This window comes from Streptomyces sp. NPDC111744, from assembly GCF_055634995.1.
On sequence record NZ_JBVKCG010000008.1, the window covers coordinates 84955 to 99241 of the forward strand.

Sequence of the window (14287 nt, forward strand, 5' to 3'; positions counted from 1 at the left end):
ATGCTGCGACCGGCCATCGACGCCGACGGCGCCCCCTTCTGGCAGTACGCGGCACTGGGCGAACTCCGCGTCCAGGCCTGCGCCGACTGCCAAGAGCCCCGCTTCCCGCCCCGCCCGTGCTGCCCGCACTGCCAGTCCTTCGCGAGCGAGTGGCGGCCGACGAACGGACGCGGGCGGATCTGGTCGTACGTCGTCCCGCACCCGCCGCTCCTCCCGGACTACGCGGCACAGGCCCCGTACAACGTCGTGGTCGTGGAGCTGGCGGACGCGCCGCGCATACGGCTGGTGGGCAATCTGGTCAGCGCGGCCGGCGCCCCCCTCAACTCCCTTCCCCCCGACCGGATCCGGATCGGGGCCCGGGTGCAGGCGGTGTTCGCGGACGGTCTGCCGCAGTGGGTCCTGGAGCGGCCGTGAGCCTGCGCCTCACCACGGACCAGGACACCGGGGTCGCCGTCGTCACCCTGGACCGCCCCGAGAAGCTCAACGCCATCGATCCGGCCACCGCCGCCGAACTCTCCGCCGCCTGGCGGACGTTGCGCTTCGACGACGCCGTACGGGCCGTCGTCCTCACCGGCGCCGGCGGGCGGGCCTTCAGCACCGGGCTCGACCGGGACGCGGTGGTGCCGCAGCCCTCCTCGCCGTACATGCAGGACGATCCGCTGATCGCCGTCGGCCCGAAGGCGAACGACCTGTGGAAGCCGGTGATCGCCGCCGTGACCGGGATGGCCTGCGGGGGCGCCTTCTACCTCCTCGGGGAGTCGGACTTCGTCGTCGCCGACGAGACGGCCGCGTTCTTCGACCCGCACACCTCCTACGGCATGGTCAGCGCCTACGAGTCGGTGCTGATGGCGCAGCGGATGCCGTACGGGGAGGTGGCCCGGATGGTACTCATGGGCAACGCCGAGCGCGTCTCCGCCCGGCGGGCGTACGAGGTGGGGCTGGTGTCCGAAGTGACCGAGCCGGGGCGGGCGTTGGAGGCGGCCGTACGGTGCGCGACCGTCATCGCCGGGTATCCGGCCGAGGGGGTGCAGGGGAGCGTGCGGGCGCTGTGGGCGGCGAAGGAGGCGGCGCGGGAGCGGGGGTACGGGCAGGCGCCGTACCTGATCGCGCTGGGGAATCTGCCGGACGACCGGCAGGCCGAGCTGTTCGGGAACCGGTCCCGGACCACGCCCCGTATCCGCTGAGTCACCGCGTGCGGCGGACGGCGGTCGGGCGTAGCGTTCGCTGTGGGAGTCGACTCCCACCCCGTGCGACGGCCGCCGTGCACAGCCCTTCCGTGCAACCAACTGGTACGACGGCCGTCCCGGGCACCCAGAGATCCACCACTGCGGCGCCGTGGGGGCTTGTCGCGCAGTTCCCCCTCAACCGATCGCGGCACTCACGCCGTGCGCGCCGTCCCCGTCCCCTTCTCCGCGTCCAGCGCGTACACGCACCGGTCCTTGCTGCACGCGTACACGACACCGTCCCGCACCACCGGCGAGCCGGTGATCTCCCCGCCCGTCGCCAGCTTCCAGCGCAGCCGCCCGTCGTCGGCCTTCAGCGTGTACAGCAGATGGTCCGTGGACCCGAAGTGGATCCGGCCCTCCGCCACCACCGGCGCCCCGACCACGTCGCCGCCCGCCTGGAAGCGCCACTTGGGCGTCCCGGTGACCGCGTCCAGGGTGTACAGCCCCTTGCCGCTGCCGACGTGCACGTGCCCGGCGGCGACGAGCACCGGCTCGATCGACGCGCGGGCCTCCGTGGCGATGCGCCAGCGGTCGCGGCCGTCGGTGGCGTCGAGGGCGTAGACGGTGCCGAGATAGTCCGCGAGGTAGATGCCGCCGCCGGTGACCGCGGGGCCGGGTACGAAGGCCGGCGGGGAGAGGAAGACGGCCGGCGCCTCGAAGTGCCAGCGGACGCGCCCCGTCGCCGAGTCGAAGGCGATGACGCGGGTGCCCGCGGAGGCGTACACGAAGCCGTCGGGGGCGTGGGTGAGGCGGACCGGTACGCCGCCGCAGGAGGCCGCGTCGCCGATGGGGTAGGACCAGCGCTCGTCGCCGGTCCGGGCGTCCAGCGCCCGCAGCCGGCCGTCCTGCCAGACGAAGACCGTGCCCTCGTGCAGGGAGGGCCCGGACTCGGGGGACTCGAAGTCGGTCTGGGCGCCGGACAGCTCCCAGAGCTTCTGCCCGTTGGAGGCCTCCCAGGCCTGGACGCCGCCGCCCCGGGTGCCGGTGACGAGGGTGTCGCGGTCGGCCTTGAGGGCGTACACCCAGGCGTCGGTGGACAGCCGCCACAGGTCGCCGCCCTCGCGGGCCTCCAGGGCGAACAGGGTGGGCCCGTCGGAGGCGTGGATACGGCCGTCGGCGACCGCCATGGACCAGGCGACGTCGCGGGTCTTGAAGCGGCGGCGACCGGTGGCGACGTCGAGGGCGTGCACCTCGAAGGAGGTGACGTAGACGAGGTCGCCGTCGACGGCCGGGGTGCCCCAGACGTCGTTGGACATACGGAACCGCCAGGGCCGCCAGCCGGACGCGGTCTCCGGAGGCTGGACGGGCGCGGCCGGTACGGCGGGGTCGGCGCCGTTGACGCCGGGGCGCGGCCGGGACCAGTTGGCCACCAGGCCGGCCTCGGGCGGAGGCGCCTTGACGGCGGCGGCGCGGGCGTCGGCGACCCGGGGGCCGGGGCCGATCGGCACCCGGGCGCCGGCCAGCCGGACCGGGCCGGCGTCGGGACCGGGGGCCGGGGCGCCGACCGGGACCGGGGCCGGGACGACGGGGTCGTAGGAGGGCGGCGGGGGGACGGCGAGCCGGCCGCCGCTGCGGCCGCCGGAGGGGTTGGCGGAGGGCTTCACGGCCGGGCGGCCGCCGCGACGGGACTCGATCAGCGCGACCGCCTTCTCGGGCAGCCACGCGGACGCCGTACCGCTGTCGTCGGAGCCGGAGCCGAAGAGGTGGGGGGCGAGCTGGGCCTGGAGGTCGGCCGGGTTGGGGCGGCCGGTGGCCTCCATCTGCATGCAGGACTCGATGAGAGGGCGGAGTTCCTCCGGGAGGCCTTCGAGGTCCGGGCCCTCGCGCAGCAGCATGAAGACGGTCTCGACCGGGTTGGCGCCGTGAAAGGGCGGGTGGCCGGTGGCGGCGAAGACGAGCATGGAGCCGAGGGAGAAGACATCGCTGGCGCCGGTGACGCTGCGGGAGTCCTTGGCCTGCTCGGGGGACATGTAGGCGGGGGTGCCGACCGCGACGTTCGTCATCGTCAAACGGGTGTTCGAGACGCCGGACGCGATACCGAAGTCGATGACCCGGGGGCCGTCCTCCACGACGAGGACGTTCGACGGCTTCAGGTCCCGGTGCACCAGTCCGGCACCGTGGATCGACTGGAGCGCCTCCGCGACGCCCGCCGCGAGCCAGCGCACCGCCTGGGCCGGGAGCGGCCCGCAGTCGTTCACTATCTCCTCGAGCGAGGGCGCGGGCACGTACGCGGTCGCCAGCCACGGCACCGCCGCCCGCGGGTCGGCGTCGACGACGGCGGCCGTGTAGAAGCCGGAGACCGCGCGGGCCGCCTCCACCTCGCGGGTGAAGCGGACCCGGAACAGCTGGTCCTCGGCGAGCTCGGTCCGGACCGTCTTGATCGCCACGCGCCGCCCGGACGCCGAGCGCGCGAGATAGACCAGCCCCATGCCGCCGGCCCCCAGCCGTCCCAGCACCTCGAACGGCCCGATCCGCCGCGGATCGTGCTGCGTCAGCTGATCCACCACTTGCCTGCCACCTCCCCGTACGGGCCTCGTCCACCCACATATGTACGCGACCCCGTGCAGCGTCTCACCACCGCACCGCCATGGCGGCACGCACCCCGATTCTTCCTGGCCCGGGCGCAGGTTGCGAACCCGGCGACCAATCGGGGTGTCACAGGACAAAGTGAGACATTATCCGCCGAGAGCCGTCTGTATCCGTCTACATCCGGCCTCAGCGTTGCAGCAGCGCGAAGGACGCCCCCTGATTGTCGGTCACGACGGCCACTTTTCCGTACGACGTCTCGAAGGGCGGCGCCTGGACCCGGCCGCCCAGCTGCCGCACGGCCTCGACCGCGGCCTCCACGTCCCCGGTACGGAAGTGCACGACGAACTGCGGCGGCATCCCGGCGTAGAAGACATCGGAGACGGGGGCGCGGCCGAAGTCCGGGTCGGCACCGGCGCCGAACAGGGCGTCGGTGAAGAGGCGGCCGTAGAACTCGTTGGCCGCGCCGGTGTCGCTGGTGTAGAGCTGCGCCCAGGCGAAGGTGCCGGGGGCGTGCCGGACGCCGAAACCGGGGTGGCCCGCGGCCTGCCAGAGGCCGAAGACGGCGCCCTGGGGGTCGGCGACCAGGGCGGCGGTGCCGAGGTCACGGACGGGGGCCGGGTCGCTCACGAGCTGGCCGCCGGCCGCCAGGATCCGCCGGGCGAGGTCCCGGGCGTCGGGGGTCGCGAAGAACACCGTCCACACGGTGGGCATCCGGCCGTCCCTCTTGGATGCCAGCCTGGCGACGTCCGCGCCGGCCAGGCGGGCCCACACGGACCCCCCGCCGGCGTCCTCGAAGGTCCACCCGAAGAGCCCGCCGTAGAACCGCTTGCCCGCCTCGACGTCGGGAAGCTGCACGTCCACCCAGCAGGGGACGCCCTCTGTGTATCCGGATGCCCTGTTTTCGGCCATGTCGTCAAAGTAACCGCCCGCCCCGCACCCCGCAGACCAGCCGCACCACCGCCCCCGCGGCCGTGCACCCCATTTGCAGTCGGCCGAATCGCGCTCCGATCACCCCTCGGTAAGCTGACGGCATGACAGGACAAGTGCGTACCGTCGACGGCCGCGTGGCCGGCCGGCGTGGGCAGGCGACCCGGCAGAAGCTGCTCGACTGCCTCAGCGAGATGCTCAGCTCCTCCCCTTACCGGGACGTCAAGGTCATCGATGTCGCCCGGAAGGCGGGTACTTCGCCCGCGACCTTCTACCAGTACTTCCCGGACGTCGAGGGCGCCGTCCTGGAGATCGCCGAGCAAATGGCCACCGAGGGCGGCCAGTTGACCGCGCTGCTGGAAGGGCGCTCCTGGGTCGGCAAGGCCGGCTGGGCGACGGCACAGGAACTCGTGGACGGATTTCTGGAGTTCTGGCGCAAGAACGACGCGATCCTGCGCGTGGTCGACCTCGGCGCGGCCGAGGGGGACAAACGGTTCTACAAGATCCGTATGAAGATCCTGAACTCGGTGAACAACTCCCTGACCGACTCCATCAAGGAGTTGCAGTCCAAGGGCAAGGTCGACAAGGACGTGAACCCGGCGGCCATGGCCGGTTCGCTGGTCGCGATGCTCGCGGCGGTCGCCTCGCACCAGAAGGGCTTCCAGTCCTGGGGCGTGAAGCAGACCGAACTCAAGCCGAACCTCGCACTGTTGGTGCATCTGGGCGTGACCGGTAAGAAGCCGACGAAGTAACCCGCGCCCTGGGTCCTGTCTGGCAGGCGGTGGTTCACCCGAGGTGGACCACCGCCTGTCGCGCTACCGGTTCCGTCACGCAGGCAGCGGCCGGTCCCGGACGACGTGCTTCATCACCAGGGTCGAGGTGAGGCGCTGCACGCCCGGCAGGGTCGCGAGCCGTTCGTCGTAGAGCCGTTGGAAGGCGGCGAGGTCGGCGGTGGCCACCCGCAGCAGATAGTCGGGCTCGCCGAACAGTCGCTGTGCGTCCAGCACATGAGGGATCTCCGCAAGCGCCCGCTCGAAGTCGGCGACCGTGTCCCGGTCCTCCTGCCGCATGGACACGAAGACCAGCGCCTCGAAGGTCAGCCCCACGGACGACGGGTCCACCACCGCCCGGTACCCGCTGATCGCCCCCGACCGCTCCAGCTCGCGCAACCGCCGGTGACAGGGCGAGACACTCAGCCGCACCCGCCCGGCCAGCTCGGTCACGGTCAGCCGCCCGTCCTGCTGGAGCTCGGCAAGAATTTTCCGGTCCACGTCGTCCATGGGGCAGATTCTCCCCCGATGGAGCCGGTAACGAGCAAATTTCGACAACACTTTCGGCCAGTTCGCGCCTAATGTTCCTGCCATGGACGCCGGACCCCTAATCTCCTTCCTCGCCGTGGACCTGCTGCTGGTGTGCGTGCCGGGCGCCGACTGGGCGTTCGTGATCGCCGCCGGGGTGCGCGGCCGCTCGGTACCGCGGGCGGTGGCGGGCCTGGTCGCCGGGTACGCACTGCACACCGCACTGGCGGTCGCGGGGCTCGCGGTGCTGGTGGCGGGTTCGCCGATGCTGCTCACCGCGCTCACGGTGGCCGGAGCCGTCTATCTGGTGTGGCTGGGGTGGGGAGTGCTGCGGCGCCCGGCGGTGCCTGCGGCGGAGGGGGCAGCAGCGGCGGCCGGGCCGGAGGGGCCGGGCTTCTGGCGGGGCGCGGCGATCAGCGGCCTCAACCCCAAGGGCCTGCTGCTCTATCTCTCCGTACTCCCCCAGTTCCTGGTGACGAAGGGCGACCACGCCCCCGTGGCCGCCCAGACGGCGGTACTCGGCGCCCTGCACATGGCCGCCTGCGCCGCCGTCTACCTCGCGGTCGGCACCCTGGCCCGCCGCCTGCTTTCCGCCCGTCCGCGAGCGGCCAGGGCGGTCACCCGCACCTCGGGGGCGGCGATGCTGGGCATCGGCGCCCTGCTGCTGGCACAGCACGCGCTGTGAGGGCTGTGCGCCGGTGGCCGCTATGCCCTGGTGAGCCGGAAGACCCGCAGCTCCCGTTCCACCCGTTCCTGGTACGTCGCGTACGGCGGCCAGAACTCCAGGAGTTGCCGCCAGGCGGCCGCCCGTTCCGCCCCCGTCAGCAGCCGGGCGGTGACCGGTATGTCCCGCCCCTTCCAGCTGATCTCGGCGTCGGGGTGCCTGAGGAGGTTGTAGGTCCAGGCGGGGTGGTCGCTCCGGCCGTAGTTGGACCCGACGAGCAGCCAGCCGTCCTCCTGGGGCATGCACGCGAGCGGCGTGCGCCGGGGCAGCCCGCTGCGCGCCCCCGTGGACGTCAGGATCGCCCCCGGCAGCATCTGCGCGCTGAGCAGCACCCTGCCCCGGCTGAGCCGGTGCACGGCCCGGTCCAGGGCCGGCACCACATGCGGGGCGACCTTCAGGAACCCGCGGCTGGTCGCCGCCTTGCGCACCAGGCGTTCGCCGATCACACCGCCACCTCGCGTCCCTCGAACAGCCCCGCCGCGTCGGCGGCCCGTCCGCGCAGCCGGTGCACGGGCCCGAACAGCAGCTCGTCCCCGGCGGCCCGCTTGAAGTACAGATGCGCCTCGTGCTCCCAGGTGAACCCGATACCGCCGTGCAGCTGGATCCCCTCCGCGGCGGCGGTCCGCAGCGCCTCCAGGGCCTGCGCGAGGGCCACTCCGCCCACCCTCTCCCCATGGACCGTCGCCCAGGCCGCGTAACAGGCGGCCGACCGGGCCGCCCGTACCGCCACATACACGTCGGCCAGCCGGTGCTTGACGGCCTGGAACGATCCGATCGCCCGCCCGAACTGCTCGCGCTGCTTCACGTACTCCACGGTCCGCTCCAGCGCCCGGTCCGCGGCCCCCACGGCCTCGCCCGCGAGCACCGCGGCCACGGAGTCGCCGAGGGCGGCGAGGGCGGGCCGGATGTCGGTGTCCTCGTCGCCCACCGGTTCCGCCACCACATGGCGCAGTTGGATCCGGGCCTGGGGGCGGGTCGGATCGAGGGTGGTCCGCCGGGTCCGTACGACACCGTCGGCGTCCCCCGCCACCAGGAAGAGCAGGACGCGGGAGCGGGCGTATCCGCCGGCGTGCGCGGGGACGAGGAGCAGCCCGGCGCTGTGTCCGTCCAGCACCTGGTCGGCCTCTCCGTACAGCTGCCACCGGTCCCCCTCACGCCGCGCCTGCACGCCACCGGCCCGCCCGCCGCCGGCCCAGTCGCCGCCGCCCGGCCCGGTGAGCGCCAGGGCGGTGCCGAGCCGGGTGCCGGGGACGGCGAGGGCGGCGGTGAGGCCGCCGTCAGCGATCCTCGGGAGCAGTTCGGCGCGTTGGGCGTCGGTGCCGAGGGCGAGCAGCAGCGGGGCGGCGAGGACGGCGGTGGCGAGGAACGGCGAGGGGGCAAGGGCGCGGCCCAACTCCTCCGCAGCCAAGGCGACTTCCGTGGTCGAGCAGCCGGCACCGCCGTATGTCTCGGGCAGGGCGAGTCCGGGCAGGCCGAGTTGTTCGCCGAGGGCGGTCCACAGGGCGGGGTCGTGCCCCTCCGGCCTGTCGACGGCGGTCCGTACGTCCTCCGTCCCGCATCGCTTGTGGAGCAGTTCACGCAGGGCGCGCCGGATCTCGTCCTGCTCGTCGGTGAAGCGGGCGTCCATGACCGGACCTCCTGACGATCTGACGGCCCGTCATGCTAGGGGCAGTGGATGCAGATGCACAGGGGCGGAGTCGAGCGAACCTGATGTACCGTCAGATTCATGACTGGACCCCGCAAGGTCGCCGTGGTCGGCGTGGCCCTGTCCGACTGCGGCCGCGTGGACGACACCACCGCCTACGCCCTGCACGCCCAGGCGGCCCGCCGCGCGCTGGCCGACGCGGGCCTCGGCCGGGAGGTGGTGGACGGTTTCGCGTCGGCGGGCCTCGGCACACTGGCCCCGGTGGAGGTGGCCGAGTATCTGGGCCTGCGCCCCACCTGGGCCGACTCCACCTCGGTCGGCGGCTCCACCTGGGAGGTCATGGCGGCGCACGCGGCGGACGCGATCGCGGCGGGCCACGCCAACGCGGTCCTGCTGGTGTACGGCTCCACCGCCCGCGCCGACATCAAGGCGGGGCGCAGGACCGGCGATCTGTCCTTCGGTGCCGGAGGCCCGCTCCAGTTCGAGGTCCCCTACGGCCACACGCTCATCGCCAAGTACGCGATGGCGGCCCGCCGTCACATGATCGAACACGGCACGACCGTCGAGCAGTTGGCGGAGGTCGCGGTCCAGGCGCGGGCGAACGCGGCGCTGAATCCGGAGGCGATGTTCCGCACCCCGGTCACCGTCGACGAGGTCCTGTCCGGCCCGATGATCGCCGACCCCTTCACCAAGCTGCACTGCTGCATCCGCTCCGACGGCGGCGCGGCGGTGCTGCTGGCGGCCGAGGAGTACGTACGGGACTGCCGTACCGCGCCGGTGTGGGTGCTGGGCACGGGTGAGTGCGTCTCGCACGCGACGATGTCGGAGTGGGCCGACTTCACGACCTCCCCGGCGGCGGTGAGCGGCGAACTGGCCTTCCGGCGTGCGGGCGTACGGCCGTCGGAGGTGGACTTCGCGGAGATCTACGACGCCTTCACCTACATGACGCTGGTCACGCTGGAGGACCTGGGCTTCTGCGCGAAGGGCGAGGGCGGGGCCTTCGTGGAGAAGGGGCGGCTGCGGGTCGAGGGCGGGGAGCTTCCGGTGAACACGGACGGAGGCGGGCTTTCGGCCCAGCATCCGGGCATGCGGGGGCTGTTCCTGCTGGTGGAGGCGGTGCGGCAGCTGCGCGGAGAGGCCGGTGACCGGCAGGTGCGCCAGGCGGACGGGGGGCTGCCGAAGCTGGGGGTGGCGTCGGGGACGGGGGGCTGGTTCTGCTCGTCGGGGACGGTGGTGCTGGGGCGGGACTGATCCGGCGAGGGCGGCAACCTTTCGGGCTCCGGCGGCCACTGCCGTACCGGAAGCTTCGACGTTCAGAAGGCGACGTTCGAAGGACGTGCACCGCCGAACCGCGTAAGGATCCCTCCGTGGCCTCCTCCTCACATCGCCGCCGCCGGCGCCCGGACCCGAACTTCGAGTGGCGCCCGGTCCGCGGCCCCTTGCTGGCGGTGGCAGCCGTGGCCGCCGTCGCCCTGGTCGTGACCCTGGTCGTGGCGTTCCGTCCCGGAGCCGCGTCCGGCGGCGCGCAGGACCGGGCGGTGTCCGCGTCCACCTTGTCGTCCGCGTCCTCGTCCGAAGTCGAGGCGAGCGCGGCGGCGACGGAAACGGCATCAGCGAAGCCGTCGTCGGCGTCACCGAAGCCCACAGCGACCGCACGGACCACGCCGACGGCGTCCGCGTCTGCCGCCACCACCCCGACCCGGCGCGCGGCGGCCGGCTCCGCCCGTACCCCCTCCACCACGGCCCCCGCGGCCGGCCGGATCCACCCCGGCGCCTCCTATCAGGGGGTCGCCACCTCCTACGACGCCGGGAACGGCAACGGCGCCTGCTCGTACGGCCCGACCTCCGACGTCATGACCGCGGCGATGAACACCGCGGACTACGAGACGGCGAAGGCGTGCGGGGCGTACGTCTCCGTCCGCGCGGCGAGCGGCAAGGCCATCACCGTACGCATCACCAACGAGTGCCCGGCGCCCTGTGCGGTCGGCCAACTCGACCTCAGCCACCAGGCGTTCGCGAAGCTCGCGCCGCTCTCGGCGGGCCGGATCGCGATCACCTGGAGCCTGCTGAGTCCGGTCACCTCGGACACGGTCTCGATCCGCTACAAGACCGGTTCCACCCAGTACTGGTGCGGTATCCAGGCGATCGGCCACCGCAACCCGCTGGCCCGCCTCGAGGTCCGCACCGGCGGCGGCTGGCTGGCGCTGACCCGCACCGGCTACAACTACTTCCTCTCCGAGAAGGGCACCGGCTGCGGCGGCGAGATCCGGCTCACCGACATCTACGGGGAGCAACTCACCGTGCCCGCACTCCCCGTGCGCCCGGACACGATCCAGGGGACGGGGGTCCAGTTCGCCCGGCACTGAGCGGTGTCTCAGCCGCGTACCGGCACGATCCGGTGGCCGCGGCGGGGGCCGGGGGTGTCGACGAGGGTGACGCCGATGTGGTTGCGGGCCATCCCCCAGGCGGTGGGGGCGGCGATCAGGGTGACGACGGCCACGGCCACGCTGATCGGCAGAAGCAGGGGCGGTGACTGCCCGGCCGGGAGGGTCCGGCCGCCCTCGTGGACGGCGTAGGCGAGCGAGACGCCGAAGAGAGCCAGGGCGAGCAGGGAGATCGCGCCCCAGGTCAGACGGACGCGCCGGGTGCGGCCGTGGTCGCGGATCTCGGCGAGGAGCGCGGCCGAGCAGACCGGACACTCCAGCTCGACCCGGTCCCGGCCCTCGACGGGCCGGGCCAGCCGGAAGTCCCGGGCGGCCCAGGTGACGGTCCGCTTCCCGGGCCCCCTGGCGTCGCCGAGCACATGGCGTACGGCCACCTTCACGGTCCTGGGTCCCCTCATGCCGGACAGTGTGGGGCCGGGGCACAGGTGTTCGCAGGTGTTCGCCCGGTTGTGCCCGGGAGTTCGGCCCCCGCGTACTCCGGGGCACGCCGAGCCGCCGTACGGCGTGCTGATGGTGCGGCCGCGCGGGGTCCCCGAGTGATACTCGGCACATGGCAGCAACGGATCTTCACACGCTCCTGAAGTCCCTCCGGGTCTGGTCCCCCGAGACCACGGAGCTACGGCCGTTCGACCCGGCGTCGGCGCCCGATGTGCCGCTCCCCCTCTTCACCGAGTGGTTCGCGGAGGCGGTGGCGGCCGGGCAGCCGGAGCCGCACACGGTGTCGCTGGCGACGGCGGACGAGGAGGGCCGGGCGGACGTACGGATCGTGATGCTGCACGGCGCGGACCCGGACGGCTGGTCCTTCGCGTCACATCTGACCAGCCGCAAGGGTCATCAGCTGAGCGCCCGTCCGTACGCGGCGCTGGCCTTCTACTGGCCGGTGCTGGGCCGCCAGGTCCGGCTCCGCGGGCCGGTCACCGCGGCCCCGTGGGAGGAGGGCCAGGCGGATCTGCACGCCCGCTCGACGGGCGCCCTGGCGGCGGCGCTCACCGGCAGGCAGAGCGGGATCCTGTCCTCGCTGGAGGAGCTGCGGGAGGAGTCGGAGGCGGCCTGGGAACGGGCCCGCGCCGACCCGACCGCCTCCTCCCCCACCTGGACCCTCTACCGGCTGCGCCCGGAGGAGGTCGAGTTCTTCCAGGGCGACCCGGAACGACGCCATGTCCGGCTCCGGTACGTCAGGGAAGGGGACCACGCCTGGCGGACGCAACTGCTGTGGCCATGACCGCCGGGCAGTCGCGCCACGCCCGCCGACCGTAGGCGCCGGGATCCTCCTACGCGCGCTCCCCCAAGTCGTACACCGCCCAGTCGGCCACGGGCCGGTAGCCGAGGCGCTGGTAGAGCGCGTTGCTCGTCGGGTTCGCGAGGTCCGTGACGAGGAGGACCTCGCCGACGCCCCGGGCCAGGGCCGCCCGGCTGACCTCCGCCGTCACCGCCCCGGCGTAGCCGCGGCCGCGCAGCTCCCGCGGGGTGTAGACGGGCGCGATCCGAGCCTGGCCGGCGACCGTCGGGGTCACGCCGGCCATGGACACCGGGGTGCCGTCGGGGGTCTCCCAGAGTGTGATGCCGCCGTAGGAGAGCCGGAAGTCGGCCCAGTCCCCCGCGTCCTGACCGCCCGGTATGCCCGCGTCGGCGACGAAACCGCCGTACCAGCGGATCAGCAGGTCCCGGTCCGAGGGGCCGGCCACCCTCGCCCGGCCTTCCGGCGCCGGAGAGGGGGCCGTCAACTCACCGAGCCGGTAGAGCCGTTCGAGGTCGCGGAGCTTTCCGGGCGTCCCGGTCAGCCGTTCCAAGGCCGCCACGAACGCCTCCGCGGTTGCGCGTTCGGCGGCGAATCCGGGGACCGGGTGGCCGAGGGTGAGGAGACGGGTGGCCAGCGCCTCGGTCTCGCCCGCCGTGAGGCGGGTGGTGCGCAGGGCGTGCGGCGGGGTGTGCAGCAGTGCCGCGCCCACGCTGCCGTCGCCGCGGGTGAGGAAGCCGAGGAACGGGGGCTGGTCGCCGTACGTTGACGGGCCGCGGCTCCGCAGCTGCTGCGTCACCGTCAGATGGACGGTGTGCAGGTCCGGGCGGGAGTGGAGGAAGTCGTGGGCGCGGGCGAGGAACTCGTCCACGTCGGAGGTGAAGTGCCAGTCGGATGCGTCGGATGCGTCGGATGTGCCAGATGTGTCAGATGTGTCACATGTTTCGGATGTTTCGGATGCGGGTGTGTCGGTGGCCATGGTCGATGGTCGTGGTCGATCGCCCCTCCCCGCACGTGAATTAGTCCAGGGACGGTTCCGGGTCCGAGGCGAGGCGGGCGTGCAGGTGGGCGTCCCGGAACGCGTGCGGCCGGCCCGCCTCGAACATCGCGCCCCGCAGCGTCCCCTCGTACGGGAAACCGCATGTCTGTGCTATCCGGCAGGACGCCTCGTGGCCGAGGGCGTGCCCCAGCTCCAGCCGGTAGAGGCCCAGCTCGGTGAAGGTCCAGCGGGCGGCGAGGGTCAGGGCGTGGGTGGCGACCCGGCGGCCCCGCGCCTCGGGGAGCACCCAGTAGCCGACCCGGGCCGAACGGGACACCCGGTCGATCATGTTGATACCGATGTGCCCGAGGGTCGTACCGCTCTCCTCGTCCGCGATCCGGAACGGCGCGCAGCTGCCGGCGGCCACCTGCTCCCGCTGCCGCAGCAGGGCGGCACGGGCCCCGGCGAGGTCGATGTCCGGCTGGAGGGGGGTGTTCCAGCGGAGGAAGTCCAGGTCGGTGCGGCCGCGCAGCCAGGCATCGGCGTGGGCCTGCGAGTCCGGGTTCCAGTGGTCGAGGCGTAGGCCGTGACCGTGCGGGGTGACGTCGGGGCGGCGGGCGGCGGGCTGTTCGTCGATCTGGGCCATGGGGTTATTGAAACCTCTGCGCCGGGTGGTGGCCCAGCGTTTCAGCGTGCCGCGGGGCGGAACACCGGCGCGCCGTCCCGGAAGGCGACCTCGAGTTCCAGTCCTGCGCGCGGCTCGGGCACGCCGACCAGCTCGGTCATCATGCGCGGGCCCTCCGCCAGGTCGACCACGGCCGCGACGTACGGGATGCGGTCACCGAAGGGCGGGAGGTCGTTGCGGTGCACGACGGACCAGGTGTAGAGGACCGCGCGGCCGCTCGCGGGCTCCCAGACGACGTCCTCGCTCCAGCAGTGCGGGCAGAACTCCCGGGGGTAGTGGTGGGCCCGGCCGCAGGAACGGCAGCGGCGCAGCAGAAGCCGGCCCTCGGCCGCCGCCTCCCAGTAGGAGCGGGTGAAGGCGTCCGGTTCGGGGAGGTCGTAACGCCGGGCGGATGTGCGGGCCCGGCCGCCACTCGTCGCAGTCATGGCGGTAGCCGCTGTCGTGGCACTCGTCGCACTCGTCGCATCCATGAATCTGACGTTATGTCAGATGGACCCCGGAGCCCAGGGGGAGCTGGGCAAAGCTGTGCGATTCCCATGGGGCTGTGGGTCCACCATGAATCCCCGCAGATTGTTGACGATTTTGTCGGCGCC

General features: G+C 73.1%; 16 protein-coding genes. 7 read left to right on the forward strand and 9 right to left on the reverse strand.

Annotated features, from left to right (window positions below):
• Positions 1 to 414 carry a Zn-ribbon domain-containing OB-fold protein gene (locus ACZ7OO_RS19715; RefSeq protein ID WP_471506045.1) on the forward strand — a complete coding sequence of 138 codons (414 nt, stop codon included), beginning with the start codon at positions 1 to 3 and terminating at the stop codon, positions 412 to 414.
• On the forward strand, positions 411 to 1184 hold the full coding sequence (locus tag ACZ7OO_RS19720) for an enoyl-CoA hydratase/isomerase family protein (RefSeq protein ID WP_471506046.1): 774 nt from the start codon (positions 411 to 413) through the stop codon (positions 1182 to 1184). Before ACZ7OO_RS19715 ends, ACZ7OO_RS19720 begins: the two co-directional genes overlap by 4 nt.
• Positions 1185 to 1378: 194 nt before the next feature.
• Here the strand turns inward: ACZ7OO_RS19720 and afsK are convergent, their stop codons facing one another.
• Both afsK and kbpA read right to left on the reverse strand, forming a co-directional pair.
• Positions 1379 to 3733, reverse strand: a complete 2355-nt coding sequence (gene afsK / locus ACZ7OO_RS19725; RefSeq protein WP_471506047.1) for a protein serine/threonine kinase AfsK — start codon at positions 3731 to 3733, stop codon at positions 1379 to 1381.
• A gap of 208 nt (positions 3734 to 3941) precedes the next feature.
• Positions 3942 to 4664 (reverse strand): AfsK-binding protein KbpA, encoded by a 723-nt coding sequence (gene kbpA / locus ACZ7OO_RS19730; RefSeq protein WP_471506048.1) that lies wholly within the window; start codon positions 4662 to 4664, stop codon positions 3942 to 3944.
• Between the two features lie 122 nt (positions 4665 to 4786).
• Here kbpA and ACZ7OO_RS19735 point away from each other — a divergent pair, with 122 nt between their 5' ends.
• A complete protein-coding gene (locus tag ACZ7OO_RS19735; RefSeq protein ID WP_471506049.1) occupies positions 4787 to 5434 on the forward strand; it encodes a TetR family transcriptional regulator in 648 nt (215 codons plus the stop codon).
• A gap of 75 nt (positions 5435 to 5509) precedes the next feature.
• Here the strand turns inward: ACZ7OO_RS19735 and ACZ7OO_RS19740 are convergent, their stop codons facing one another.
• Positions 5510 to 5962 carry an Lrp/AsnC family transcriptional regulator gene (locus tag ACZ7OO_RS19740; protein WP_352220460.1) on the reverse strand — a complete coding sequence of 151 codons (453 nt, stop codon included), beginning with the start codon at positions 5960 to 5962 and terminating at the stop codon, positions 5510 to 5512.
• 82 nt (positions 5963 to 6044) lie between these two features.
• On the opposite strand from ACZ7OO_RS19740, the gene ACZ7OO_RS19745 reads away from it, so the two are divergent.
• Complete coding sequence (locus ACZ7OO_RS19745) at positions 6045 to 6665, forward strand: LysE family translocator (protein WP_471506050.1); 621 nt, start codon at positions 6045 to 6047, stop codon at positions 6663 to 6665.
• 20 nt (positions 6666 to 6685) lie between these two features.
• Here the strand turns inward: ACZ7OO_RS19745 and ACZ7OO_RS19750 are convergent, their stop codons facing one another.
• Both ACZ7OO_RS19750 and ACZ7OO_RS19755 read right to left on the reverse strand, forming a co-directional pair.
• Positions 6686 to 7150, reverse strand: coding sequence for a nitroreductase family deazaflavin-dependent oxidoreductase (locus tag ACZ7OO_RS19750; RefSeq protein WP_471506051.1), 465 nt, complete (start codon positions 7148 to 7150; stop codon positions 6686 to 6688).
• Positions 7147 to 8331 (reverse strand): acyl-CoA dehydrogenase family protein, encoded by a 1185-nt coding sequence (locus tag ACZ7OO_RS19755; RefSeq protein WP_471506052.1) that lies wholly within the window; start codon positions 8329 to 8331, stop codon positions 7147 to 7149. The genes ACZ7OO_RS19750 and ACZ7OO_RS19755 overlap by 4 nt, the downstream gene beginning before the upstream one ends.
• A 99-nt stretch (positions 8332 to 8430) precedes the next feature.
• Between ACZ7OO_RS19755 and ACZ7OO_RS19760 the strand changes: the two genes are divergently transcribed.
• Together ACZ7OO_RS19760 and ACZ7OO_RS19765 are read left to right on the forward strand one after the other, a co-directional pair.
• The gene (locus ACZ7OO_RS19760; protein WP_471506053.1) at positions 8431 to 9600 is read left to right on the forward strand and encodes a thiolase C-terminal domain-containing protein; all 1170 of its coding nucleotides are present in this window, start codon (positions 8431 to 8433) and stop codon (positions 9598 to 9600) included.
• A gap of 116 nt (positions 9601 to 9716) precedes the next feature.
• Positions 9717 to 10715 carry an expansin EXLX1 family cellulose-binding protein gene (locus ACZ7OO_RS19765; protein WP_471506054.1) on the forward strand — a complete coding sequence of 333 codons (999 nt, stop codon included), beginning with the start codon at positions 9717 to 9719 and terminating at the stop codon, positions 10713 to 10715.
• Positions 10716 to 10723: 8 nt separating this feature from the next.
• Here the strand turns inward: ACZ7OO_RS19765 and ACZ7OO_RS19770 are convergent, their stop codons facing one another.
• Positions 10724 to 11191 carry a hypothetical protein gene (locus ACZ7OO_RS19770; protein WP_471506055.1) on the reverse strand — a complete coding sequence of 156 codons (468 nt, stop codon included), beginning with the start codon at positions 11189 to 11191 and terminating at the stop codon, positions 10724 to 10726.
• A gap of 152 nt (positions 11192 to 11343) precedes the next feature.
• On the opposite strand from ACZ7OO_RS19770, the gene ACZ7OO_RS19775 reads away from it, so the two are divergent.
• Entirely contained in the window at positions 11344 to 12015 is a 672-nt protein-coding gene (locus ACZ7OO_RS19775) for a pyridoxine/pyridoxamine 5'-phosphate oxidase (RefSeq protein ID WP_471506056.1), read from the forward strand.
• Positions 12016 to 12064: 49 nt separating this feature from the next.
• Here ACZ7OO_RS19775 and ACZ7OO_RS19780 read toward each other — a convergent pair whose 3' ends face one another.
• From ACZ7OO_RS19780 to ACZ7OO_RS19790, 3 genes are all read right to left on the reverse strand, one after another.
• Positions 12065 to 12901 carry a GNAT family N-acetyltransferase gene (locus tag ACZ7OO_RS19780; RefSeq protein WP_471506057.1) on the reverse strand — a complete coding sequence of 279 codons (837 nt, stop codon included), beginning with the start codon at positions 12899 to 12901 and terminating at the stop codon, positions 12065 to 12067.
• Between the two features lie 148 nt (positions 12902 to 13049).
• Positions 13050 to 13655 carry a GNAT family N-acetyltransferase gene (locus ACZ7OO_RS19785; RefSeq protein WP_471506058.1) on the reverse strand — a complete coding sequence of 202 codons (606 nt, stop codon included), beginning with the start codon at positions 13653 to 13655 and terminating at the stop codon, positions 13050 to 13052.
• A gap of 41 nt (positions 13656 to 13696) precedes the next feature.
• Positions 13697 to 14119 (reverse strand): Zn-ribbon domain-containing OB-fold protein, encoded by a 423-nt coding sequence (locus ACZ7OO_RS19790; protein WP_471506059.1) that lies wholly within the window; start codon positions 14117 to 14119, stop codon positions 13697 to 13699.
• Positions 14120 to 14287 lie beyond the last annotated feature (168 nt).